The sequence below is a fragment of the Vibrio gallicus genome (assembly GCF_024346875.1).
Lineage (GTDB): Bacteria > Pseudomonadota > Gammaproteobacteria > Enterobacterales > Vibrionaceae > Vibrio > Vibrio gallicus.
This window is the reverse complement of the sequence record NZ_AP024872.1, coordinates 102,315-126,543: the sequence shown is the minus strand read 5'-3', so window position 1 is coordinate 126,543 and position 24,229 is coordinate 102,315. Positions and strand designations below refer to the sequence as shown.

The window sequence follows — 24,229 nt, the reverse complement described above, 5'->3', positions numbered from 1 at the left end:
ACCAATGAGTAGCGGTGCACTAATGAATAGGAGTGCACCAATGAATAGGAGCACACTAATAAATAGGGACACAGTTATTAATAGAATTGTACTTATTAATAGAAGTGTCCTAATTAGTAGAATCGTATTTATTAATGGGAGTGTACCAATTACTAGAAGCGCATTTATTAATAGGAGCGCATTAATTAAAACGATGCACTAATGCATAGCAACACACTAATGACTAGAAGAGTGAGAATCAGCCGGGGTGCGTGGATGACGAACAATAATTCATCATCCTCCCCTAAGCTGTTGGGTTACTCACTCTTATACGCGTAGTTGTAGTAACCGTAGCCATATGAGCTTGATGCGGTTTTCTCTACTGCGTTTAGGATAACGCCTTTGGTTTCTACGCCGGCTTGTTCTAGGCGGTCGCTTGCTACTTCTAACTCTTTGGTTGAGGTTTGAGCGAATCTTGCAACCATTAGAGTTGTGCCGCAATGTCTGCCTACAATGGCCGCGTCTGTTACTGCTAGTACTGGTGGGGTATCAATAAGTACGATGTCGTAGTTAGCGCTTGCCCACTCGATAAACTCTACAAATCTTGAGTGCATTAGCAGCTCAGATGGGTTTGGTGGGGTTTTACCCTTGACAATAAAGTCTAGGTTTTCCACAATTGAGCTGTGGATCACCTCTTCCTTGGTTTTGCTGCCCACTAGCACGTCAGAAAGGCCATTGTGGTGCGGCAATTCAACCTGACTGCCCATTTTCCCCTTGCGCAAATCTGCATCTATAATGAGTACCCGCTGACCACCGCTGGCAATTACCGCCGCAAAGTTGCTTGAAACAAAGGATTTACCAATGCTTGGCGCGGGGCCGGTTATCATGATGACGTTGTTTTTTGCTTCCATCATCGCAAAGTGTAAGCTGGTACGTAGTGAGCGCAGTGCTTCAATAGAGAGATCAGCGGGGTTGGCCACGGCTAAAACTACGTTTTCTAGTTTTTGTTTCTTCTTGGACTTCTTCTGTTTAAGCAGTAGCTTGTTGATGCGCTCTTGCTCATCTGATTTCGGGATAGTGGCGTAAACTGAAAGGCCAATCTCTTCAATTTGATCAGGGCTTTCAACGCCGCGATGAAATGCTGCGCGCAGTAGCACGAACGCGACACTTAGCATGCCGCCAAGTAGGGTTGCTAATACGCAGATAAGTGGTTTTTTCGGTTTCACAGCAAGGCCGTTGCTGGCCGCTTTATCAAGAATGCGCACATTACCCACAGTACTTGCCTTCGCAATCGCAAGCTCTTGCGACTTATTAAGCAGTTGTACGTATATTTCTTGGTTTACCTGCACATCACGCGTTAAACGAAGTATTTCACGCTGGGTTTTCGGTAATTGTTTGATCTTACCTTCTAGTCTGCGCTTCTCACCCTCTAGGGTTTTACGCTTTTCTAATACTGCGATATAAGCGGGGTGCTGTTTGGTGAAGCGTTGTGAAAGCTCGCTTTCTTTAAATGTCAGCTCGTTAAGTTGCGCATCTAAATCCACCATTACTTTTAAAGTAGATTGCGCTTCTAGGCTTAAATCAACCGAGTCGTTGTCTTGGCGGTATTTGTTTAGCGCATCTTCATTGATGGTAAGTTGCGCTTTAATTTCTGGCAGTTTTTCTTTTACAAATTTAAGGCTGTTGCCCGCCTCTGCCGCGTTGCGGTCTACGTTTTGCAAGAAATAGTTAGTAGCGATGTCATTTAGCAGTGCAATGTTTTGCGCTGTATCTGGCCCTTCAAAGCCAAACGATAGAATGCCCGATTGTTTACCGCGCTCAGAAACCGAAAGCCCGCCGTTAAGCCAATCAATAGCGCGCAGCTTTGGTTGTTTCGCTAAGCTAAAGGTTTGGCCGGCTTTACCGTCTAATAGAGAGACAAAAAGGGTAAAGGTGGATGGGCTACTAGGTGCTAGGTTCTGGGCTTCTGGGTTCTGGGTAGAAGAGCTCGAAGCTAGTTGGCCTACTGTGCCTTTTAGGATTAGGTTCCCATTTTGGTCTACTAGGGTGTAGCTACCTGTTTGCAGGTTATCTAGGATTAGAGTGTAACCACCAGCTTCAGCGTATTCTGGGATTTCAAAGCGTTCTACCTTGATGTGTGCTTGTGTGCCTAAACGCATGGCTAAGCCCTTGCCTATTAGCGGCAGATAATCTGGGGTAGCTATGGTTGTTAGGTTGAACTTATCGACAGTTTTACCCAGTACCATGCGAGATTTTATTATCTCGATTTCAGTTGCAGATTTTGATTGTTGCGAGAACATATCACTCATGCTGTCACTTAGCATTGAAGACATGCCGCTGTTCTTATCTTCTACTTGTACTAACGCATCCGCCTTATAAATAGGGGTTGCCAGCAAGGCATAGGTAACACCTAACGCTGCAAACACCAATGTAGTGAAGATGATGATCCATTTGCCATCAAGTAACAGACCAAGCAGTTTGCCTAGGTCGATGACATCCGGCTGTGGCGGTTGTTGGGGGCGTTGTGAACGAGTATTTTGGGTCATGAGAATAGGGTTCTGCGTGAATAAGGGTTTGGGTGAAAAAGGGTTCCGGGTTCTGGGCTCTAGATCCTAGAATCTAGAACCTGTAATCCCCTATAGCCGATTTATCCACTCTTTAGCGGATTTGTCTACTAGGTCGTATACATGTTCGAAGGCTTCATAGCTTTTTTTATAAGGATCTGGGATCTCTTTATTGAGCCAGTGGCCGTAGAGCATTGTCTTGCCGCGAGCGGCAGGAGCGAGCTTGGTAATGGCATCGATATGGCGCTTTTCCATGACTAAAATCAAGTCATTCTCCGCTATCATATCCGCTGTGATTTGACGCGCCTTATGCGCTGAAAGATCAATCCCATGCACTTTAGATACCTTAACCGAGTTATCATCGGCAGGCTTATCAACTAACGCACCAAGCCCTGCTGAAGTCACCTGCTTTGCAGGAAACGCTTGTTTTAAGATTTCTTCGCCAATCGGGCTACGGCAGATGTTGCCGATACAGACCACTAAAATTTTGTTAAACAATGGGAGCTCGGTCCTATGGTTCTGTGGTTCTGTGGTTCTACCTCACAAAACCATTTCTAATTTTTATCAATTTGGCCAGCATTAGTGATATATGCTTAGCTTCATCAACATATTTTAATGCTTTTGGTTTGCTTATATAACCAAGTTCAGCACCAATATATAACTGGGTAATCATTTCACCACAAGAGCCTTTTGCATAATAAAGGAAACGAGCAGATTCTTTTGAGGTCTCACGCTCTTCTCCTTCGGCGATATTTGAAGGCACAGATAAGCAACTTCTAAACAGCTGGTCTTTGAAAGACCAATTTTTACAATCTTCAAGCTCTTGGGTAATCGCAACTACCAGCCTGGAACTTCTTTTCCAAACTTCTAATTGCTCAAAGCTCTGCGTTCGCATCAGTATGGCCTTTATTGAATATACAATCTAATAACTATCGTACATCCATCAGCAGCCTATTCAGCATCAATAGATTTATGGAATCCATATCATAAAAACGCTCTATAGTTTCTCAACCCTTAATCGATCATACCGCACGATCCGCCATAGAACCACAGGACCATAGGATCACAGAACCGCCCCCCTTTCATCACGGCCAAGTTCTAATTCTTAGCGCGCCTTCCGTTAGCTCGTTAAAGCCGGAGATGGATGGTAGGATTTGGCGTAGTACGCGGTTGTAGCGCTCGATTGGCGCGGCGGTTACGTAGACTACGTCATAAGGTTCTAGTTCAAACTCGGTGCCGGTTACAAGTGCGGTGGCGTCGCTGATATCGAGTTGGTATACGTTAGCTGTGATGCGCTCTGGGCGGGGAGCTTGCCCCTTCTCAGCTAACTGTTGTTTTTGCTGTTGCTGCTCGCGCTTTTGCTCTTCGGTTAACGCTTCATCGCGCACTTGAGCAAGGTAATCTGCGTGTTGTTTGTCTCTGTCGCCACTTCGTACTACAAATACACCGGTTGCATCAGCGGCAAGTTCATCTATACCGCCTACTTCGCTAAGCGCTTCAGTTAGCGTCATGCCACTACGGTCAATCTTAAGCATGGATGGCTTGTTAACATCGCCAAGCACGAACACCTTTTGCGCATCGTTACGCGGCACGTGAATGATATCGCCTTTGGCCAGCAAGCGGTTTTGGGTTAGGTCGCCATTTTGCATCAAAGCATATAGCGATAATGTTTCAGATTTACCATCGCGGGTTAGGGTTACATTGCGCCAGTCAGCGTCAGAGGTTAGTCCACCAGCTTGGTTGATAGCATCTAAGAAGGTTAGTGGCACGTTGGTTAGAGGCTGATAGCCCGGCTGACGGATTTCACCCGTTACATACGCCTTTTGCGAGCGGAAACCGGCGATGTTTACATCTACCTGTGGGCTTTCAATATAACGAGTCAGACGCTTTGAGATCTCTCTACGTACCTGAGTAACGGTTTTACCCGCTACCTTCACAAAACCGATATAAGGATAGAAGATAGTGCCGTCAGCGTGAACCCAATGCCCTGCTTCTTCTGCGCTTCGGTAAGCACCGGCTGGAATAGTCAGCTCTGGGTGATCCCAAATCGTAATGTTAAGGATATCTCCCTGACCAATAACGTACTCATAATTAGCAACCTGCGCATCTAATGCGGGGTTACTGAGTGAACGAACGACGTTACCGTCTGCAAATTTGCTGTAGCGGTTCACGAATGAAGAGGTAAGTGGGTAAACGTTCACTACATCAACAGGAGTGTTGGCGCGCTCCTGCTCTGTCATTTGGTCTTCATCTTTGGTGGTGCTAATGACCTGCTTGTCGCCTGTAGGTAGATGAGAACCAGGCACAGTACAACCAGAGAGGAAAAGTAATGTTGCCAAAGGCAGTACTGTTCTTAAATTCGATTTCATGGATTCTATTTTCTAGATTTTTATGGGGTCATGTTACACGATTAAAGCGTGTTGGGTATGCTACCGCCCGGAGGGTTATTCGAAATCCCACGATTCGGTGCGCGTTTTGATTGTTAGCCTTAAGTAAGCTAAGTCTTTGTTTGATTAGTAACAATATCCTAGGTACATAATCTCAGTACGAGTGGAGCATGAGTTTTATGCATCATATATGCAACAACCACGCAACAGAGAATCAGGTATTGTTATTTCCTTACATTTTATCTAATTCCCCCCAATAAAAACTGACATACATCACAAAAATCGATGCCATCGTAACAAAACACCAAGTTTTTTGAAAAAAACTTTCAATAATTGAACGTAATTACATGACTGACAAATAATATTCAATTGCATGGTCATGCAACCTAGTTGCTAAGTTTATTCATCTAAAAAGTAGCTGACACTCTGTATATTCCTTTTGGTTATAACGTTTATGTTTTAATAATTTAGAGGGCAATACCTCATTGATTACACATAAGTCATTGATATTTATTATTAAAACCAGAAATTGCATTACTTTATTCATAACATAGATAACTTAGACGGATTGGTTATGAGCAATTTATAACCTCAACTGTTAGCTTTCTTCCTAGTTCGGAATTACATGGAAGCGAAGAGATGGACAACGATAGACTCACTCACCTGCGAGCACTTGAAGCAGAATCAATTCACATCATCAGAGAAGTGACTGCCGAGTTTGAAAACCCAGTCATGCTGTACTCGATTGGTAAGGACTCTTCAGTGTTACTGCACTTGGCACGTAAGGCGTTTTATCCTGCTAAGGTCCCTTTCCCATTACTGCATGTAGATACCAATTGGAAATTCAAACAGATGATTGAGTTTCGTGATGAGTTGGCACAAAAGTACGACCTTGATTTATTAGTCCATAAAAATCCGCGTGGTTTAGAGCTTAATATCAATCCTTTTGACCACGGTAGCGCCAAGCACACCGACATTATGAAAACCGAAGGTCTAAAACAAGCCTTAGACCAATACCAGTTTGATGCCGCTTTTGGCGGAGCAAGGCGCGATGAAGAAAAATCACGAGCTAAAGAGCGTGTATTTTCATTCCGCGACCAAAAACACCGCTGGGACCCAAAAAACCAACGCCCAGAGCTGTGGCAAGTTTTCAACAGCAAGGTAGATAAAGGCGAAAGCATTCGCGTGTTCCCTCTTTCAAACTGGACCGAGTTGGATATCTGGCAATACATCTACCTAGAAAATATCGATATGGTGCCACTGTATTTCGCTCAAGAGCGTCCAGTAGTTGAGCGTGATGGCACTCTAATCATGGTCGATGACGAGCGCATGCCCCTAGAGCCAGGCGAAACCCCACAAATGAAGAAGGTTCGCTTCCGTACCCTAGGCTGCTACCCACTAACCGGCGCAATCGAATCACAAGCAGAAACCCTACCCGAAATAATTCAAGAGATGCTACTGACCTCAACCTCAGAAAGGCAAGGCCGCGCCATAGACAAAGACAGCTCCGGTTCAATGGAGAAGAAAAAGATGGAAGGGTATTTCTAGAAAAGAGAAGCAGCGCGGCGCCCCACACCGTCATTTTCGCGCCCACACAGATCCCGGCTTAAAAGACTACCGGGATGACAGAATGGGGGAAGGCAGTCGATATGACAGAAAGTCGCAAACCGCGCCCCACCTCGTCATCCCCGCGAAGGCGGGGAACTGTAGACACTCGGGCTCAATTGAACGAAGCAACAATACAGGCAGCAACGGGTTGGGCGTTGTAATTAGCATCGAGTACAAACAGATCCCGGCTTAAAAGACCACCGGGATGACGAAATAGGGAAAGACCGCCGAGACGACGAAATGGGGGAAGGCAGTCGATATGACAGAAAGTCGCAAACCGCGCCCCACCTCGTCATCCCCACGAAGGCGGGGAACTGTAGACACTCGGGCTCAAGGAAGCGCAACAACAATACAGGCAGCAACGAGTTAGGCGTTGTAATTGACATCGAGCACAGACAGATCCCGGCTTAAAAGACCACCGGGATGACGGAATAGGGAAAGACCGCCGAGACGACGAAATGGGGGAAGGCCGTCGATATGACGGAAATTCGCAAACCGCGCCCCACCTCGTCATCCCCGCGAAGGCGGGGAACTGTAGACACTCGGGCGCAATGAAGCGCAACAACAATACAGGCAGCAACGGGTTGGGCGCTGTAATTAGCATCGAGTACAAACAGATCCCGGCTTAAAAGACCACCGGGATGACGGAATAGGGAAAGACCGCCGAGACGACGAAATGGGGGAAGGCTGTCGATATGACGGAAGGTCGCAAACCGCGCCCACCTCGTCATCCCCGCGAAGGCGGGGAACTGTAGACACTCGGGCTCAAGGAAGCGCAACAACAATACAGGCAGCAACGGGTTGGGCGCTGTAATTAACATCGAGCACAGACAGATCCCGGCTTAAAAGACCACCGGGATGACGGAATGGGGGAAGGCCGTCGGGATGACGAAGTGTTGGAAACCCACCGATACACCGATACATAGATACGTAGATACACAGATACACAGCTCCACCGATTCGCGTCGAACCACAACCAAACAACAACCAAAGGAACGGTACAATGAACACTCTCTCTAAATTGATTTCAACGGATGTTGAAGCGTATTTAAAAGCGCACGAAAACAAAGATCTATTGCGTTTTATTACCTGTGGTAGTGTGGATGATGGTAAATCGACCCTGATTGGGCGCTTGTTGTATGATAATCAAATGATCTTTGATGACCAGTTATCAGCTATCCAACAAGACTCTAAAAAATTCAATACTACTGACCAAGAATTTGATTTAGCACTGCTAGTTGATGGGCTGCAATCTGAGCGTGAGCAAGGCATCACTATCGATGTGGCGTATCGTTATTTCACCTCTGACAAGCGTAAATTCATCATCGCTGACACCCCGGGACACGAGCAATATACGCGCAATATGGCCACGGGTGCCTCAACCTCTGATTTAGCGATCATCCTGATTGATGCAAGGCATGGCGTGCAGACTCAAACTCGCCGCCACTCTTATATTTGTTCTTTGCTTGGCATCAAGCATGTGATTGTGGCCATTAACAAGATGGATACTGTCGATTACAGCCAAGCGCGTTATCAGCAGATCAAGAAAGAGTATCGTGAATTTTCTAGCGAGCTGGAATTCGATAACATTCAGTTTGTTCCTCTTTCGGCACTGCGCGGAGATAACGTTGTATACCCAAGCAATAATATGCCTTGGTATCCAGGTTCGCCGTTGATGAAGCTGCTTAACAGCGTTAACACCAAAAAAGACAACGCCGAAACCGAGTTCCGCTTCCCAGTGCAGCTGGTTAACCGCCCTAATCTCGATTTTCGCGGTTACTGTGGCACCATAGTTTCTGGTGAAATCCGCGTAGGTGATGTGCTACAAGTGCTGCCGTCTAATAAACAATCGCGAGTTAAGTCTATCGTCACCTTTGATGAAGAGCTGACTTCTGCTTTTACCGGACAAGCAGTCACCCTTACTCTCGAAGATGAAATAGATATCAGCCGTGGCGATATCTTAGTGCGCCCTCATCAACAGCCATTAAGCTCGAATAAGGTTTCGGCTAACGTGGTATGGATGAATGAGGATGCCCTTCAACTTGACCGTGATTATCTATTTAAGGTTGGTACCAAGACCATTAATGGACAGGTTGAGAACATCAGCCACAAGATCAATGTAAATTCACTGCAAAAAAGTGAAGCCAACCAGCTTTCTCTCAATGAAATCGGGCAATGCGAGGTGGCATTTGATCAGGCTATCGCCTTTGACCCTTATTCTAAGAACCGCGTAACGGGCTCGTTTATTATTATTGACCGACTCAGTAACGCCACCGTTGGAGCGGGCATGCTTATCGGCGAATCTGCCACTGAGCAAGATCAGCAACACAAGCCTGAGTATTCTGCATTTGAGCTTGAGTTTAATCAGCTGGTTCGTAAGCACTTCCCGCACTGGGAAGCCAAAGACCTCAATCGCTGAGGATAAGATAAGTGATGAGCATGAATAGTGGCTTTGTTCTGTTGATCTTCGTTAGCACAATTGTTGCGCTAATAAGGTTCCAGAAGCACCCTGCACGAGTATTTGGTGTGGCACTGTTGGTGCTATTCACCTTTAATCTGGTAAGCAGTGATCAAGTGATACGCGCAGGCTCGAATGAGGGCCTGTTAACGCTTATCTTATTGATGTTGTGCTCCATCGCCCTTGAAAAAACGCGCGTACTACGAGTAATGGCCCAGTTTGTGATTCGTCCAAGCTATGGCGAAACCTTTGCCCGCTTGTTTGGCTTCACTGTGGTATTTTCAGCCTTTTTGAACAATACCGCTGTGGTGTCTAGCCTATTGGCACCTATCCGACATAACCCTCACCATAGTGCCACTAAGCTATTGTTGCCCCTATCTTACGCAGCAATCTTAGGCGGAACACTAACCCTGATTGGCACCTCGACCAACCTTATCGTTAACAGCTTATTAATCGATACCAACCTGCCGCCACTCTCCTTTTTTGATTTCACCGCGGTTGGATTATGCGTGGTTATCAGCTGTGGCCTGATTTTAACCCTGCTGACTCGGTTTCTACCACAACACAGCGTGCAGGAACTCAACCAAGACAACTATTTTATCGAAGCCAAGGTTAGCCCAGACTCGCCTCTTATCGGACGCAGTATTCAGCGCAATGGCCTGCGCCACCTTGAATCGCTGTTTTTGCTGGAGATCCAACGTGATGGCAACCTAATAAGCCCAGTTTCACCAACTGAACGACTGCAAGCAAACGACAGACTGATCTTTAATGGTGATATATCTAAGGTATCTCAGCTTACCCACTACGATGGCCTTAAGGTAAATGGCGAGCGCGACGGTCTCTCTTCGAGTAGCTTCATCGAAGCCATTTTATTGCCACAAAGTCGCTTGGTTGGAAAATCCCTTAAGCAATCAAACTTTAGACACAAGTTCAATGCAGGCGTGGTCGCGATAAAACGCAACGGCGTGCGACTTTCTGGCAAGCTAGGGGAAGTAAAACTCAAAGCTGGTGATTACCTAGTTCTAACCGCTGGCGAACCGCCCGCTCTTAAGCGTGATTTTAGCCATCACTTCATTTTACTTAGCGATATCGCCATCGAGAAAAAGGTAAAAGGTATCGGGGAGAAAGCGACCTTATTAGGGTTTGTGATAGCGCTGGTCATGGCCAGCGTGGGACTAGTATCACTGTTTAAAGCGATGCTATTACTTTGCGGATTCCTATTATGCTTTGGTGCGCTCAATCTGCAAGATATCGCCCAGCGTTTTCCTTATCGCATCTGGTTAATCATCACCTCGGCAATTGTGATGTCTTTTGCTCTGCAAAATAGCGGCGTATTTGAATCACTCGACAGCCTGTTATTGCAAAATAACCTCTCCCTTTCACCGGAAATGGCATTAATTGGGGTGTTTTTCATGACCCTATTATTAACCGAATTGGTCACCAACAACGCAGCCGCTGCGGTGGTGTTCCCCATCGCCTATTCACTCGCGTTAAGCCTAGATGCCAATGTTATGTCATTTGTTATGGCGGTGGCATTTGGCGCCAGTGCCAGCTTTATAAGCCCGTATGGCTATCAAACCAACCTGATGGTATTCAATGCAGGCCAATATACACTCAAAGATTTTATTAAGGTCGGCGCACCGATTAGCGCAACCTATAGCCTTACGGCTCTCTTTGCCATCCATTACTTTTTTGGAGTTTAAATGAATAGCGCAACCAATATTGTTTGGCACGACACCTCTGTTTCTCAACAGGACAGGCACCAACTCAACAACCAAACATCCGCTGTACTATGGTTTACTGGCCTTAGCGGTTCAGGGAAATCGACCATAGCCAACGCAGTAGAAAAGAAGCTGTTTGAACTGGGCAAACATACCTATCTTTTAGATGGTGACAATGTTCGTCATGGGCTAAACCAAGACTTGGGGTTTTCTGATACCGACCGCGTTGAAAACATTCGACGTATTGGGGAAGTAGCCAAGCTATTTGTCGATGCAGGCACGCTAACGCTTAGCGCCTTTATCTCGCCATTTCGCCAAGATAGAGACAGCATAAGAGCCAATATCGAACATGGGCAGTTCATTGAAGTATTCGTTGATACCCCACTTGCCGTATGCGAATCACGAGACCCTAAAGGGTTGTATAAAAAAGCGCGCGCCGGTGCGATAGCAGACTTTACCGGAATCACCTCCGAATATGAGGCGCCTTTGCATCCCGAGATCCAGCTGCAAACTGACCAATTTAGTGTTGAACAGTGTGCGGATCAGGTTGTAACCTATCTTGAAAATCACGGCTATCTTAAGGGGCCTTCGCTTGCATTATGATGTGTTCAATGGCGATGCAGATGGTATCTGCTCGTTGTTACAATTGCGTTTAGTTAAGCCGCAAATCGGCACTTTAGTCACTGGGATAAAGCGAGACATCCAGCTTCTCAAGCAAGTGCCGACCAGCGCAACTAGCGTCACTGCATTAGATATCTCGTTAGAAAAAAACCTAGCTGATACACGCCGGTTACTAGAACATAACTGTACAATTTTTTATTGTGATCATCACCGCGCGCCAATCATCCCAAGCGATACTAACTTAACCGCGCTAATCAATACCGAGCCAACGACTTGTACCAGCCTATTGATTAATCAACACTTAAATAGTGAGCAAGTGATTTGGGCCATTGTCGGAGCATTTGGAGATAACCTAATGACGCAAGGCAACGAACTTGCCGCGCAACAAGGTTTCAGCCCACAACAAACGCAGTTCCTTAAACAACTTGGCACCCTTATCAACTACAACGGTTATGGCGCCACGCTCGATGACCTGCACTATCATCCAGCTGAGCTTTATCACGCTCTTTATAACGCCCAAAACCCGTTTCAATTGCAAGCCGACAACGACAGCGCATTTTATGCCCTAGAACACGGCTTTAACCAAGACAGGGATCAAGCCAAGGCTGTTGCACCTTATCATGACACCCCCAACGTTGAGGTTTACACCCTACCAAATGCGCCATGGGCAAGACGCATCAGTGGCACATTTGCCAACCAAAAAGCGAACCAAAACCCAGCAAAAGCCATAGCGATACTGTCACACAACCCCGACAACCAAACATACACCGTAAGCGTCCGCAGCCCACTCAACAACCGCACCGGCGCTGATGAAGTCTGCATTCAATTTGCAACCGGCGGCGGCAGAAAAGCAGCCGCCGGTATTAACGCACTACCAAAGCAAATATTGCCAGAATTTATAACCGCAATGGAAGAACAGTTCTAGGGGCGGGGTTCTGGATCGTATCCACTCCTTTGGCACACATCACGGCTACATCGATACATCGATTCATCGAACCACCGCTACACCGATTCCCTCATCAACTAACACCTAACCAAACCCCAAGCACCCAAAGACCCCGGCTTAAAACACCACCAGGGTGACGGGCATGCGCCCCTCCGTCATTCCCGCGAAGGCGGGAACCTGTAGACTCGCCACCCCAACAACTAACACCAAACCAAACCCCGAGCACCCAAAGACCCCGGCTTAAAACACCACCGGGGTGACGGGCATGCGCCCTTACCGTCATTCCCGCGAAGGCGGGGATCTGTAGACTCTCCATCCCAACAACTAGCACCAAACCAAACCCCAAGCACCCAAAGACCCCGGCTTAAAACACCACCGGGGTGACGGGCGTGCGCCCCTCCCGTCATTCCCGCGAAGGCGGGGATCTGTAGACTCTCCATCCCAACCACTAACACCAAATCAAACCCCAAGCACCCAAAGACCCCAGCTTAAAACACCACCAGGGTGACGGGCATGCGCCCCTCCCGTCATTCCCGCGAAGGCGGGGATCTGTAGACTCTCCATCCCAACAACTAGCACCAAATCAAACCCCGAGTACCCAAAGACCCCGGCTTAAAACACCACCGGGGTGACGGGCATGCGCCCCTCCCGTCATTCCCGCGAAGGCGGGGATCTGTAGACTCTCCACCCCAACCACTAGCACCAAATCAAACCCCGAGTACCCAAAGACCCCAGCTTAAAACACCACCAGGGTGACGGGCGTGCGCCCCTCCCGTCATTCCCGCGAAGGCGGGGATCTGTAGACTCTCCATCCCAACAACTAGCACCAAACCAAACCCCAAGCACCCAAAGACCCCGACTTAAAACACCACCGGGGTGACGGGCATGCGCCCCTACCGTCATTCCCGCGAAGGCGGGGATCTGTAGAATCTCCGACTCAACAATTAGCACCAAACCAAACCCCGAGCACTACATCAAAGCTCACTAGTAATATCCAACCAACCCGGATTACTTGTCTCAATCAGCTTATCTTTCCATTCTCGACGCCATTTCTTTATCTGCTTCTCTCGTAGAATTGCCTCTTCCATCAACGAATGCATTTCAAAATACACTAAACGATTCACGTGGTATCGCGCTGTGAATCCGTCAACGACTTTGTGTTTATGCTGCCACATTCTCGCAGGCAAATTCGACGTAACTCCAACATAGAGAGTTGAACGATTAAGTGATGCTAGGATGTATACACAGGGTTGCTTTTGCATGGATTCCGCTCCAAGTATTATTAACAATTTCACGCATATGTATCGCTTCAAACTTATCTAGGTTCTGGGTCGTTTCCTCTCCTTTGGTACACATCATCGATTCATCGAACCACCGCTACACCGATTCCCCCAACAACTAGCACCAAACCAAACCCCGAGCACCCAAAGACCCCGGCTTAAAACACCACCGGGGTGACGGGCATGCGCCCCTACCGTCATTCCCGCGAAGGCGGGAACCTGTAGACTCGCCACCCCAACAACTAACACCAAACCAAACCCCAAGCACTCAAAGACCCCGGCTTAAAACACCACCAGGGTGACGGGCGTGCGCCCCTAGGTCCTAGACCCTATCAGTTCCTAGAACCTATTCGCTCCTTTGCCACACATCACAGCTACATCGATACATCGATACACCGCCACACCGATTCACCGCTACCCCCCCTAAAAATAATGAAACAAATCATCCCAGTTCGGGTTCAGGGATTCGACTAATTCTCGGATCTCTTTCTCTGGCCAGTTAAGGATTTCTTTTACTCTTTTTTGAGCACTGCGAATATCTGCAACCGCTTCGAAATAGACGAGGTCTTGCACCAAAAAGGCCATGCCTTGGCACTGCTCGGCTTTGACCTTTCTTTCCCAGATTGAGGTTTGTAGATTAGAACTTGATGCGACATGCAAAAAGGTTTGGTCTTTTGAGGCTATGACGTAGACCACCGGTTGCCGGCTGGCTGAATAGGCATTGATAAATAGTGCTTTTTGTTCCGAATGATTTTGCAGTTCTTGCACGCTTGTGCCACCAGCTGCCATTTTTCCTGATGTTTTCATCGACTATCCTTTCAATTTGCTCCAAATACTGAGTATGGAGAGCAATGCAGATTTATCGTGCAAAAGGCTCGAAATTAAAACTTTATATGGGGCATTTCATACTTTTTGTAATACTCTACGTCTATTCTTAAATCTAGGCACTTGTGCTGTTTCAAGCGTGATCCAGAGCACAGCCAACATAGGTAAACGTATGTATTCAATTTTTGATATTTATAAAATAGGCGTCGGTCCATCAAGCTCTCATACCAATGGCCCAATGCTAGCTGGTTTTCACTTTGCTCAGCTGATTCAAGAATTCGTTGCGGATGTAACGCGTATACAGGTTGATCTATATGGCTCGCTATCTCTAACGGGTAGAGGTCACCATACCGATCGCGCTTCAATACTGGGGCTGCTTGGTAATCGCCCTGATACCATCAAGATATCCAGCGCCAACGCTGAAATGCGTAAAGCGATTAAAGATGGAAAGCTTAATCTCTCTGGCAAAAACCTGATTAATTTCAACTACGATTCTGACATTCTATTTCACGCAGAAAACCTGACCATGCATGAGAATGGCATGACGATTTCGGCGTTCAATGCCGCAGGTGAGCGTGTTGGGTTTGAAACCTATTATTCTATTGGTGGTGGATTTATTGCTACCGAATATGAATTACAACATGGTAAAGCAAGCTCCGAGGTTGAGGTCGAGTTTCCATTTTCCAGTGCAGAACAAATGCTTACTGCTGCCGAGGATAACGGCCTTAGCCTAGGCGGAATGGTACTGCGTAATGAACTTTCTTTTAGGTCTCAAGCAGAAATAGATGCTAAAGCGGAACAAATCTGGAAAGTGATGAACTATTGCATGGAGCGCGGATTTGAGACTGAAGGTATTCTAGAAGGCGGGCTCAATGTCACACGCCGAGCACCTAACCTATTGAAAAAGTTAGAAGCTAATGCTGCAATCGAGAATGATCCAATGGAGATTTTGGATTGGATAAACCTATTCGCGTTTGCAGTTAGTGAAGAGAATGCAGCAGGCGGACAAGTTGTCACCTCTCCTACTAACGGTGCGGCAGGTGTCATTCCGGCAGTGCTTACCTATTACCATAGGTTTATTCGAGAGCTGGATCTTAAACAACTTAAAGATTTTATGGCTGTATCTGGCGCAATTGGCATTTTATATAAAACCAACGCTTCGATCTCTGGGGCTGAAGTTGGCTGCCAAGGAGAAGTTGGGGTCTCATCATCCATGGCCGCAGCTGGCCTCACCGCTCTGCGCGGCGGAAGCAACGAGCAGATCTGTATTGCTGCTGAAATCGCGATGGAACACTCTCTTGGTATGACGTGCGACCCTATCGGCGGCCTAGTACAAGTTCCATGCATCGAACGTAACGCGATGGGCGCAATGAAGGCACTCACCGCCTCACGCATGGCGTTAAAGCGCTCAAGTAAGTGCCTGATATCTTTAGATAATGTAATTGATACCATGTATGTGACTGGTAAAGATATGAACAAGAAATACCGTGAAACATCACTAGGCGGCCTTGCCATGATCCACCTTGCACCACCATGCGAATAATGTAATACCTTCAACTAAAAACATTGGCTAAAAATCACATCACTTCACGGTGTTCTGTGCCTGCGCATAAGAACACCGTTCCATATTTGGTTTATAACAACTCGCAATAAAATCTATTCAGATAAGTACTGATTTGATAAGTTCTCACTCAGATTCCTGCATACTTACCTCTTAATTATGCAGGTTTAAATTCAGCTTGAAGCTAATTTTTGCTGAACTAACGAACTATCAGGGTGATACTACATGCTAGATATAGAGCAACAACACACCACTTCAGCTACCGAATTGGCAAACCTCTCTTATCCTTCTCAAAAAAGCTTAAAGGGCCTGTGGCTTAAATCTCGCTTTTTTGTGCTAAGTAAGGTGTATCGCTCTACGTTTAACCGCATCAGCACCCTAACTGAAAATGCATTATTCCGTCATGCGGTAATGCAAAAGCCTCGCCTGTTAGAAAAGGCACTCAAGCCGTATCTGTATGTTGATATCCCAGCATCGGTACGCATGCAGCATATTGAAGAAAACTTTGGCTTTTTAAATCAGACATTTGGTAAGAACATTGAACAAGCTTTTGTAAGCGGTGGGCAGGTTTTATTGAACCTTACTGATTCTAAAGAGCAAGAGTATAAAGTGGTACTTTTTGATGGTGAAATGCGCGAAGGTTCTCTTGGTCTTCGATTGGTAAACCATCTTGATCAAGCCATCTATTCCATTACCTTTAACCTGACTACAACTCCAGAAAAGACCATCCATATTGGTGCTTTAAAGGGGCCGAGTGATGAAGTTGAAGACCGTAATCAGGTAATCAAGACCTTAACCCGTTCATTCCATGGCTTAAGACCTAAAGCGTTAATGGTGGAGTTGGCGTTATTCTTTGGACGCTCTCTAGGCTACAACAAAGCCGTTGGTGTTTCGAATAAAGGTCATATCTATCAAGCACTTCGTTACAAAGGCTCAAAAGCAAAAGCGGTGACCTTCAATTATGACGAATTATGGGAAGAGTATGGCGCAACACGCGTGGACAATTATCGCTATGAAATTCCAACCGTGCCAGAACGCAAAGACCCATCAACGCTAGAAAAGCGCAATAAGCGCCGTTTATATACAAAACGCTACGCGTGGTTAGATGAATTAGAAACCCAACTTTCCAATAAAGTAGAAACGTTAAAAAGCACCACAAGCGAGTTTTAATCCATATAGATTAGGATCTGGGTTCTATCATGTATCGGTGGATTGAATCACCGATACATCGATTCACGGATACACCGATACACCGATACACCGATACACCAATCATAATTCCCGCACCCTCCCGTCATTCCCGCGTAGGCGGGAATCTGTAGACTCTTCGCCCCAACAACTAGCACCAAACCAACCCCCGAGTACCCAAAGACCCCGGCTTAAAACAGAGAGAAGCGGTTCTGTGGTTCTATGGTTCTTTGGCCCTGTGAGGGACATCATCGATACATCGATACATCGATACATCGATTCATCGCTACACCGATTCCCCATCCACCATTCCCGCCCCCTCTCGTCATTCCCGCGAAGGCGGGGATCTGTAGACACTCGGGCTCGTATTCAACAGCAAATCCTGAGTAGCCAAAGACCCCGGCTTAAAACACTACCGGGGTGACGAGGGAGAACCGGTTCTGTGGTCCTATGGTCCTATGGTCCTATGGTTCTATGGTTCTATGGTTCTATGGTCCTGTGGAACTGTGGGGCACATCATCGATTCATCGCTACACCGATTCCCCATCCACCATTCCCGCACCCTCCCGTCATTCCCGCGAAGGCGGGGATCTGTAGACACTCGGGCTCGTATTCAACAGCAAATCCTGAGTAGCCAAAGACCCCGGCTTAAAACACTACCGGGGTGACGAGGGAGAACCGGTTCTGTGGTTCTATGGAACTGTGGAACTGTGGGGCACATCATCGATACATCGATTCACCAATACGCCTATAACTAACAGACTATTTCCCTTCCCCCACAAAGCTTAAATCAACCGCTTGATAATATTTGTTCTTCAGGATCTTACCTTGTTTAATGACAATCCCGTCATTGCTCTTTGAATCTTGGTCGCAGAAGACGATATACATATCGTTTTTTTGTTTATAGCTGGCGCTGATCCCTTTCTGGGCATAGACCTCAACGGTTTCTTGGGCTTGGGCTTCATTTAGAGCGGCTTTACTCATATTACTTTGATGCACTGCGTCCCAACATTTCTCAAAGGGGATTTCGAGGGCGTTGGCAACATTAAGCAGCACGTCAACTTGGCGTGAGATGGTAGTTTCAGATAGAGCCTCATGCCCAGCATGTACCGCACGACCTACCGCAACATATACCGTATCGGTAATCGCATCTGCTTGTTCTACTTTACTGTCTGCGCGGGCTAATTCGGTTAGCTCTTCAATCATTAAATTGGAATGCAGATGACATAACGCTTCTGAATCTATTCCGGTTGCGATTGGTAAGTTGAATAGTTGACGAAAAGCGACGATATCAGCATAAAGTTTGCTCCAAAGAGTGGAAGTTAAGGCTGAATAGGAAGCGTAAAACTCTGGGTTCATAGAAAGGGCTCAAAATAATAATAAAAGAATACTGTCCCATTTCATTGCAACTAATGCAATTTAAACACCTATAACAAAATTCGATGCAAAACCTGATAAATCAACAATATCGTGTTTTTTTAGATTAAAATTAGTAACTTGCTGAAAATTTTTGACTATTAATGCAACACTGCCAATACTATGAAGGCGTAGTGGCATCTTCAATATTAAGCCACTACCCGAAATAACAAATTTTTTATTTTATTGCTATATGCTCAGCCAGATTATGAGAATTTAAATATGGAATCTTATCCTCCGGCAATGTAACAGCGTTAATAAAGCTTTAAAATCAACTGTTTCACGACATCCAATAGTGTTAATCGTTTTTTCCTATTTGGCGGATAATAAGAAGAATGGCTGCAAATTTAAGTGCTCACACATCAAAATCAAAGACAGTAGCGAGAGTATTGCCTTCATCTCTGCTCATCAATCTAATGTCGCTTGCTATACCTCTGATTATATTGCAGATTTACGACCGTATTCTTCCTAACCAAAGCTACGGAACTGCATTTTTGCTGCTATTTGGAGCAACCATTGCAATTTTACTCGACGCCTTAATGCGCTATGTGCGCTCTTGGATGCTCGGCGCGGCTGCGATTAATACAGAATATAATACCTATCAAACAATCATTGATAGGCTCAATAGTGCCACTCCATCGCAACTTAAAAAGCTAAAGCCCGGTGCGCTCCAAGAAAGCCTTAAGGGTGTGGCTTTGATTAAGGACTTTTACTCTGGTGGGTTTATTAGTGGCTTAATTGATGTCCCTTTTGCGATTATTTTCCTGATGCTTATCACCTATGTGGGCGGCTCTTTAGTTGTCATTCCTATCGTGGTATGGGCGATCACTTTTATTTTGGTATGGCTGTTCACTAAAAAATCGGGTGAGCACGCTTTGTTTGGCGCCAATGCTGAGCAAGAGCGCATGAACTTCCTTATTCTGGTATTCGGTTTTCTAGACAATGTAAAAAGCCAAGCTTCAGAAACAAAGCTATTTCGCTATTTCAAGGTATTGAACCAAAAACGCTATTTAGCTCATTCAGAATCAGAGCGCAACGTCGCGGTTGCTCAAGAATTAATTCAGATTGCCGCAATGGGTACCTCAGTGGCTATGGTATTAATTGGTAGTATCAGCGTTCTTGATGGCACCCTAACCTCTGGTGGACTAGCAGCCTGTTCTATCTTGGCTGGACGCGCCGTTGCACCATTAAGTGCCCTACTCGGCCTGCGCCTGCGATACAGTTCATACATGGTGGCAAATCACGCCCTTACCGAATTACTCGATGGCCTATCTGAAGCAGATACTAGCCAACCCGAGCACACTGAGTTTGAATCCCTAACTATCAAAGAGGCGAGTTTTCAACGCTTTGACCATCAATTTAGTTTTGATTTGACTATCAACAAGGGTGAAGCCGTTCATATCACCCATACCGATACAGATGTATCTAGCCACGCTGTTACCATAGCAGCAGGCCTAGAAGTAGCTGAACAATATGAAAGCATGTGGGGTGAAGAGCCCATTAACATGCAAGCGAGTTGGTGGCGAGAGCATATTGGCTTTGTCGCAACTCATCCCAATGTTATCTCCGGTAGCCTGCTAGACAACCTATGCGCATTCAACAATAGCCAGATTGAAGAAGCGAATTTGTTATCCAATGCTCTGGGCTTGAACAACATCGTTTCCGAGCTTTCGGAAGGCGTTGAAACCAAAGTGGGCTTTAACCTTGGTACCCGCTTGAGCCGAGGCACGATAAAGTTGGTGTCAATTGTCGGTCAGCTGTCTCAGTCTACCCCGTTAGTGGTGCTTGACAGACCCGAGCGCGACCTAGATATCGATTCGGTTAACCGCCTCAAATCAGTGCTAGAATATTATATGTCGAAAGGGCGTAGCTTTATTCTCAATACAGAGCACCCTATATTGCTAGAACTTATCACTCATACATCTAGCGTTACACTCAAGGAGACGAGTGAGCAATGAACTCTCAGTACGTAGATTGCATTCAACAGATCCTCAAAATTATAGATGTTGACGCAGGTGTTCAGAACTTTACTAATGAGTGGATTTCATCGAACCCTGTACTAAATAGTGCCGATATACTGGATATATTCGATAGGTTGATGATCCCATATGAGGTGCATCCGGCTTCTGACAAGCTATCTAAGATTCAGCACCAAGCGGCTATTTACCTTTGTGAAGATAAAGCCACTACCTGTAAGTACGATCTCAACCAATACTTTGAGTTCGATAACGGCACTTTTGTACCGGCAATTAAACCGAATAGCAAAGCTACTGACATCGTTATTTTGGTCCTTGACCGCCAAAAAGAGCGCTACGAAAGCGATTGGTTTGAAAGCAAGCTCGTTGCATATAAAGGGATTATTCCACGCTTACTTGGTATCAGCTTATTGGCAAACCTATTTGCACTCTCTATCCCATTTATCACCATGTCTGTGTACGATCACGTCATTGGCGGGGATGCAAGAAACGAGGTACTAGGGATATCTATTGGCGCTATCTTACTGTTTTCTATGATGTTACTTCTGAAAGTACTACGTAGTCAGCTATTAACAACCGTCGCAAACCGCATTAGCCGAGAGATAACACAGACACTATTACGAAAAATGATACATGTACCGCTGGCACATAGCCGCTTGACCGGTGCATCGTCATTTATGAGTCGGATCACGACCGCCGAAACCATCAAGGGTATGGTGCAAGGCCCACTCGGGGGCGCATTATTTGACCTACCATTTGTGATTATTTTTATCGTTGCCATTGGCATCTTGGGTACTTGGCTGGTTATTGTGCCTATTATTGCGTTGATCCTGTATTTTATTTTGGCCATGCGCCACTACAAAAATCAGGCGCTACTCAATAACCAAGTAACCATTTCAGGTACAACGCGCTACTCCTTGATTTATGAGCTCAACAGCAAGCTTGATTATCTGCGTTCTAGCCAGATTTTAGGCAATTGGAGTACTCGATTTACCAAGGCGAACAGACTTGCATCTAAGAACAGCTTTTCTCAGGTCACGCACCAAGCGAAATATACCTCTATCTACTATGCGATTGGTTTATTGAGTACCGTTGCTGTAATTGGACTGGGTATCGAGTTGATTTTTGCTCAGCAGTTATCTGCCGGTGGTTTAATCGCTACCATGATGCTTATCTCTAGAGTGACTAGCCCAGCGCAGATGCTATCTAACAGCTACCCTAGATTGGGGCAATATCAACAAGCAAAACAACAGATTAACCAGACCATTTTACAAAAAGCCGAGGGAGAGTTTGCCTATCAGCATCATGCCCTTACCGACAGCGCACCTAAAATCGATCTAGAGCAAGTAACCTTGCGCTTCCCTGGTCAATTAAAGCCTGCACTTTCAGGTGTGACCTTTGCCGTAGAGCCTGGGCAAGTAATTGCCGTCACCGGTCCTATTGGCTCGGGTAAAACGACTTTATTAGAGGTTTTAGCCGGTCTTTGTGATATTCAAAATGGTGTCATTAAATATAATGGACATAACCTAACTCAGTATGACCCGCAGCTTCTAAGACAGTGGCTTGGATTCTATGGCGATCAGCCTCAGATAATCCCGCTGACTATCCGCAACTTCATTGACGATAATCGTCACGTAGAAGAGCAAGAAATTTTAGACGCCCTAGACAGGGTTGGTGCTTCTCGTTGGCTCGCCTCACTAGAACATGGATTGGATACCCATCTCAACGACCTCGAGTCCCTATCACATCCGCTTTCAAGCTTTGAAGCACATGTGCTATTGAGAGCTAAGCTAAACTGCCACCGTTATCCTTTAGTCATATTGGATAACCCTGTCGCTTCCAATGGTGAAAAAGAGATCTTCCTTGAATGGTTAGAAGCAAACAGAGGCAACAGCACCATAATTTTAACCTCGCATGATCCCGATATTATTAAGATTGCAGATCAAGTCGTTCTTCTCGATAAAGGCACTGTGACATATGCCGGACCCATTCCAGAAGCAGAGCCACAGGTAGAGACAGCGGAGGTCACAGAAGACTAATATGGACAATCAAACTGCAGAAGTAATTGAATCGAAAATAACGAGACGCCTGCTGACTCTAAGTACCCTAGTTATTGGTGCATGCGTGGTGTGCTTTGTAGCATGGACCATATTTACCCGAGTCGATGAGATAGCCAAAGCCAAAGGCGCGGTGATACCTGAGGGTGAACGTCAGGTATTACAATCAGAATTGGGCGGTCGGCTCAAACAGGTTTTTGTTAAGCGTGGTCAGCTAGTCGATATTGGCGATCCAATTGTCGAGTTTGATTCAACCTATCAGACCTCTGCCCTAGATGAGCTTCAATCCCAACAAACCAGCCTTATCTTAGCCATAGAGCGTATGTCTGCGCTTATCGAAGAGCGTGACCCTGATTTCTCACAATATATAGATAAGTATCCGCGATTGGTGGAAGAGCAAAACGCGCAGCTAAACGCGACCCAAGCCTTGTTTGCACAGAAAAAAGTCGTATTGGAAAATGAAAGCGAGCGCATCAACGAAGAGCTGAAAGGCGTTGAGCGTGAAATCCCAGCCGAACGTCGACAATTAAGTTCATCTAATCAAGAACTTGCGATCTTAAATAAGGGTTTAGCCAAGGGGAATATCTCGAAGGTTCGCGTACTTGAAATGAAGCAAAAGATAGCCTCAATTGAGACCGAGCTTGAACAAGCAAAAGGCAAAAAAGCAGTACTACTTAGGCAAGCAGAATCCAATCGAAGTAAAATTAAGCAGCTGCACGCGGAGAACATACTAGATGTTCGCAAAGAAAAATCTAAAGCGGTATCTGACCTCTCAGCTTTAAATGCACGCGTTCGCTCCGGTGAAGCAAAAGTGAGTGGCACCTTAGTTACTTCGCCAGTAAAAGGGCTAATTCAAAGCCTACCTACCACCCATAACGGCTCAGTTATTCAGCCCGGAGGCACGGTTGCAGAAATTGTCCCTGTTGAAGGCAAAGCAGCATTTAAAGCCAAGCTATCTCCAAGAGATATCGGTTTTGTATCAGTTGGCCAGCGTGCCAGAATCAAGATCGATGCCTTTGACTACAGCCGCTTTGGCGCGCTAAAAGGTAAGGTAACTGAAATATCCCCGACCACCAGCCAAACTGAACGCGGTGAGATTTACTACGATGTATTTATCGAAGTAGACAAAGCCCATTTTAGAGATGACCCATCACGCTACGCCATCCTACCCGGCATGACAGGCGAGGCTGATATTACCACTGGTGAAAAAACCGTATTCCAATACCTTTGGAAACCAATCTACACCAACGTAAGCCACGCGTTTGGCGAAAGGTAGGTTTTGAGGACTGGGTTCCCCGCGAAGGCGGGGGTGAAGCGGTTCTGTGGTCCTGTGGTTCTTTGGCCCTGTAGGGACATCATCGATTCATCGATTCACCGCTACGCTCCACCACCACCCCAATACCGTCATCCCCGCGAAGGCGGGGATCTGTAGATACTCAGACCTCAATCATGGTCTCGATTTCAAACCTAAACCCGAGCAACAGGGAGAAGCGGTTCTGTGGTCCTGTGGTTCTGTGGTTCTTTGGCCCTGTGAGGCAGATCATCGAAACATCGATTCATCGCTACGCTCCACAACCACCACACCTTAAAACCGTCATCCCCGCGCAGGCGGGGATCTGTAGACACTCGGGCTCATATTCAA

General features: G+C 46.2%; 17 protein-coding genes. 10 read left to right on the top strand and 7 right to left on the bottom strand.

What is annotated here, in order from left to right; translation table 11 throughout:
- Positions 1-296: 296 nt before the first annotated feature.
- From OCU28_RS12315 to OCU28_RS12300, 4 genes are all read right to left on the bottom strand, one after another.
- On the bottom strand, positions 297-2,525 hold the full coding sequence (locus tag OCU28_RS12315) for a polysaccharide biosynthesis tyrosine autokinase (protein ID WP_261817987.1): 2,229 nt from the start codon (positions 2,523-2,525) through the stop codon (positions 297-299).
- A gap of 90 nt (positions 2,526-2,615) precedes the next feature.
- Positions 2,616-3,041: an arsenate reductase/protein-tyrosine-phosphatase family protein gene (locus OCU28_RS12310; protein WP_261817986.1), complete on the bottom strand. Its 426-nt coding sequence runs from the start codon at positions 3,039-3,041 to the stop codon at positions 2,616-2,618.
- A 37-nt stretch (positions 3,042-3,078) separates the two neighbouring features.
- Positions 3,079-3,438 carry a four helix bundle protein gene (locus OCU28_RS12305; protein ID WP_261817985.1) on the bottom strand — a complete coding sequence of 120 codons (360 nt, stop codon included), beginning with the start codon at positions 3,436-3,438 and terminating at the stop codon, positions 3,079-3,081.
- A gap of 190 nt (positions 3,439-3,628) precedes the next feature.
- Positions 3,629-4,912: a polysaccharide export protein gene (locus OCU28_RS12300; RefSeq protein WP_261817984.1), complete on the bottom strand. Its 1,284-nt coding sequence runs from the start codon at positions 4,910-4,912 to the stop codon at positions 3,629-3,631.
- Between the two features lie 657 nt (positions 4,913-5,569).
- Here OCU28_RS12300 and cysD point away from each other — a divergent pair.
- The 5 genes from cysD (at position 5,570) to OCU28_RS12275 (ending at position 12,263) form a co-directional block, all read left to right on the top strand.
- The gene (cysD, locus tag OCU28_RS12295) at positions 5,570-6,478 is read left to right on the top strand and encodes a sulfate adenylyltransferase subunit CysD (RefSeq protein WP_261817983.1); all 909 of its coding nucleotides are present in this window, start codon (positions 5,570-5,572) and stop codon (positions 6,476-6,478) included.
- Positions 6,479-7,541: 1,063 nt separating this feature from the next.
- On the top strand, positions 7,542-8,957 hold the full coding sequence (gene cysN, locus OCU28_RS12290; protein WP_261817982.1) for a sulfate adenylyltransferase subunit CysN: 1,416 nt from the start codon (positions 7,542-7,544) through the stop codon (positions 8,955-8,957).
- Between the two features lie 14 nt (positions 8,958-8,971).
- A complete protein-coding gene (locus tag OCU28_RS12285) occupies positions 8,972-10,699 on the top strand; it encodes an SLC13 family permease (RefSeq protein ID WP_261817981.1) in 1,728 nt (575 codons plus the stop codon).
- Positions 10,700-11,320 carry an adenylyl-sulfate kinase gene (gene cysC / locus OCU28_RS12280; protein ID WP_261817980.1) on the top strand — a complete coding sequence of 207 codons (621 nt, stop codon included), beginning with the start codon at positions 10,700-10,702 and terminating at the stop codon, positions 11,318-11,320.
- Positions 11,310-12,263: a DHH family phosphoesterase gene (locus OCU28_RS12275; protein WP_261817979.1), complete on the top strand. Its 954-nt coding sequence runs from the start codon at positions 11,310-11,312 to the stop codon at positions 12,261-12,263. Before cysC ends, OCU28_RS12275 begins: the two co-directional genes overlap by 11 nt.
- A 995-nt stretch (positions 12,264-13,258) precedes the next feature.
- Here the strand turns inward: OCU28_RS12275 and OCU28_RS12270 are convergent.
- Together OCU28_RS12270 and OCU28_RS12265 are read right to left on the bottom strand one after the other, a co-directional pair.
- Positions 13,259-13,546 (bottom strand): GIY-YIG nuclease family protein, encoded by a 288-nt coding sequence (locus OCU28_RS12270; protein ID WP_261817978.1) that lies wholly within the window; start codon positions 13,544-13,546, stop codon positions 13,259-13,261.
- Positions 13,547-13,987: 441 nt separating this feature from the next.
- On the bottom strand, positions 13,988-14,371 hold the full coding sequence (locus tag OCU28_RS12265; protein WP_261817977.1) for a GIY-YIG nuclease family protein: 384 nt from the start codon (positions 14,369-14,371) through the stop codon (positions 13,988-13,990).
- Positions 14,372-14,561: 190 nt separating this feature from the next.
- On the opposite strand from OCU28_RS12265, the gene OCU28_RS12260 reads away from it, so the two are divergent.
- Together OCU28_RS12260 and OCU28_RS12255 are read left to right on the top strand one after the other, a co-directional pair.
- On the top strand, positions 14,562-15,932 hold the full coding sequence (locus OCU28_RS12260) for an L-serine ammonia-lyase (protein ID WP_261817976.1): 1,371 nt from the start codon (positions 14,562-14,564) through the stop codon (positions 15,930-15,932).
- Between the two features lie 243 nt (positions 15,933-16,175).
- A complete protein-coding gene (locus OCU28_RS12255; RefSeq protein WP_261817975.1) occupies positions 16,176-17,120 on the top strand; it encodes a VirK/YbjX family protein in 945 nt (314 codons plus the stop codon).
- A 780-nt stretch (positions 17,121-17,900) separates the two neighbouring features.
- Here the strand turns inward: OCU28_RS12255 and OCU28_RS12250 are convergent.
- Positions 17,901-18,497, bottom strand: coding sequence for a nucleoside triphosphate pyrophosphohydrolase family protein (locus tag OCU28_RS12250; protein WP_261817974.1), 597 nt, complete (start codon positions 18,495-18,497; stop codon positions 17,901-17,903).
- A 392-nt stretch (positions 18,498-18,889) separates the two neighbouring features.
- Here OCU28_RS12250 and OCU28_RS12245 point away from each other — a divergent pair, with 392 nt between their 5' ends.
- Genes OCU28_RS12245 through OCU28_RS12235 form a run of 3 tightly spaced genes read left to right on the top strand, consistent with a single transcriptional unit; the run spans position 18,890 to position 23,863 of the window.
- Positions 18,890-20,512 (top strand): ABC transporter transmembrane domain-containing protein, encoded by a 1,623-nt coding sequence (locus OCU28_RS12245; protein ID WP_261817973.1) that lies wholly within the window; start codon positions 18,890-18,892, stop codon positions 20,510-20,512.
- A complete protein-coding gene (locus tag OCU28_RS12240) occupies positions 20,509-22,569 on the top strand; it encodes an ABC transporter transmembrane domain-containing protein (RefSeq protein WP_261817972.1) in 2,061 nt (686 codons plus the stop codon). The genes OCU28_RS12245 and OCU28_RS12240 overlap by 4 nt, the downstream gene beginning before the upstream one ends.
- Position 22,570: 1 nt before the next feature.
- Entirely contained in the window at positions 22,571-23,863 is a 1,293-nt protein-coding gene (locus tag OCU28_RS12235) for an HlyD family type I secretion periplasmic adaptor subunit (RefSeq protein WP_261817971.1), read from the top strand.
- Positions 23,864-24,229 lie beyond the last annotated feature (366 nt).

What these genes read in the sequence shown, in the direction of transcription:
- cysD (WP_261817983.1), top strand. Translation starts at nt 5,570, where the DNA reads ATGGACAACGATAGACTCACTCACCTGCGAGCACTTGAAGCAGAATCA.
- OCU28_RS12250 (WP_261817974.1), bottom strand. Translation starts at nt 18,497, where the DNA reads ATGAACCCAGAGTTTTACGCTTCCTATTCAGCCTTAACTTCCACTCTT.
- OCU28_RS12245 (WP_261817973.1), top strand. Translation starts at nt 18,890, where the DNA reads ATGGCTGCAAATTTAAGTGCTCACACATCAAAATCAAAGACAGTAGCG.
- OCU28_RS12240 (WP_261817972.1), top strand. Translation starts at nt 20,509, where the DNA reads ATGAACTCTCAGTACGTAGATTGCATTCAACAGATCCTCAAAATTATA.
- OCU28_RS12305 (WP_261817985.1), bottom strand. Translation starts at nt 3,438, where the DNA reads ATGCGAACGCAGAGCTTTGAGCAATTAGAAGTTTGGAAAAGAAGTTCC.
- OCU28_RS12315 (WP_261817987.1), bottom strand. Translation starts at nt 2,525, where the DNA reads ATGACCCAAAATACTCGTTCACAACGCCCCCAACAACCGCCACAGCCG.
- OCU28_RS12300 (WP_261817984.1), bottom strand. Translation starts at nt 4,912, where the DNA reads ATGAAATCGAATTTAAGAACAGTACTGCCTTTGGCAACATTACTTTTC.
- OCU28_RS12285 (WP_261817981.1), top strand. Translation starts at nt 8,972, where the DNA reads ATGAGCATGAATAGTGGCTTTGTTCTGTTGATCTTCGTTAGCACAATT.
- OCU28_RS12260 (WP_261817976.1), top strand. Translation starts at nt 14,562, where the DNA reads ATGTATTCAATTTTTGATATTTATAAAATAGGCGTCGGTCCATCAAGC.
- OCU28_RS12265 (WP_261817977.1), bottom strand. Translation starts at nt 14,371, where the DNA reads ATGAAAACATCAGGAAAAATGGCAGCTGGTGGCACAAGCGTGCAAGAA.
- OCU28_RS12270 (WP_261817978.1), bottom strand. Translation starts at nt 13,546, where the DNA reads ATGCAAAAGCAACCCTGTGTATACATCCTAGCATCACTTAATCGTTCA.
- OCU28_RS12255 (WP_261817975.1), top strand. Translation starts at nt 16,176, where the DNA reads ATGCTAGATATAGAGCAACAACACACCACTTCAGCTACCGAATTGGCA.
- cysC (WP_261817980.1), top strand. Translation starts at nt 10,700, where the DNA reads ATGAATAGCGCAACCAATATTGTTTGGCACGACACCTCTGTTTCTCAA.
- cysN (WP_261817982.1), top strand. Translation starts at nt 7,542, where the DNA reads ATGAACACTCTCTCTAAATTGATTTCAACGGATGTTGAAGCGTATTTA.
- OCU28_RS12235 (WP_261817971.1), top strand. Translation starts at nt 22,571, where the DNA reads ATGGACAATCAAACTGCAGAAGTAATTGAATCGAAAATAACGAGACGC.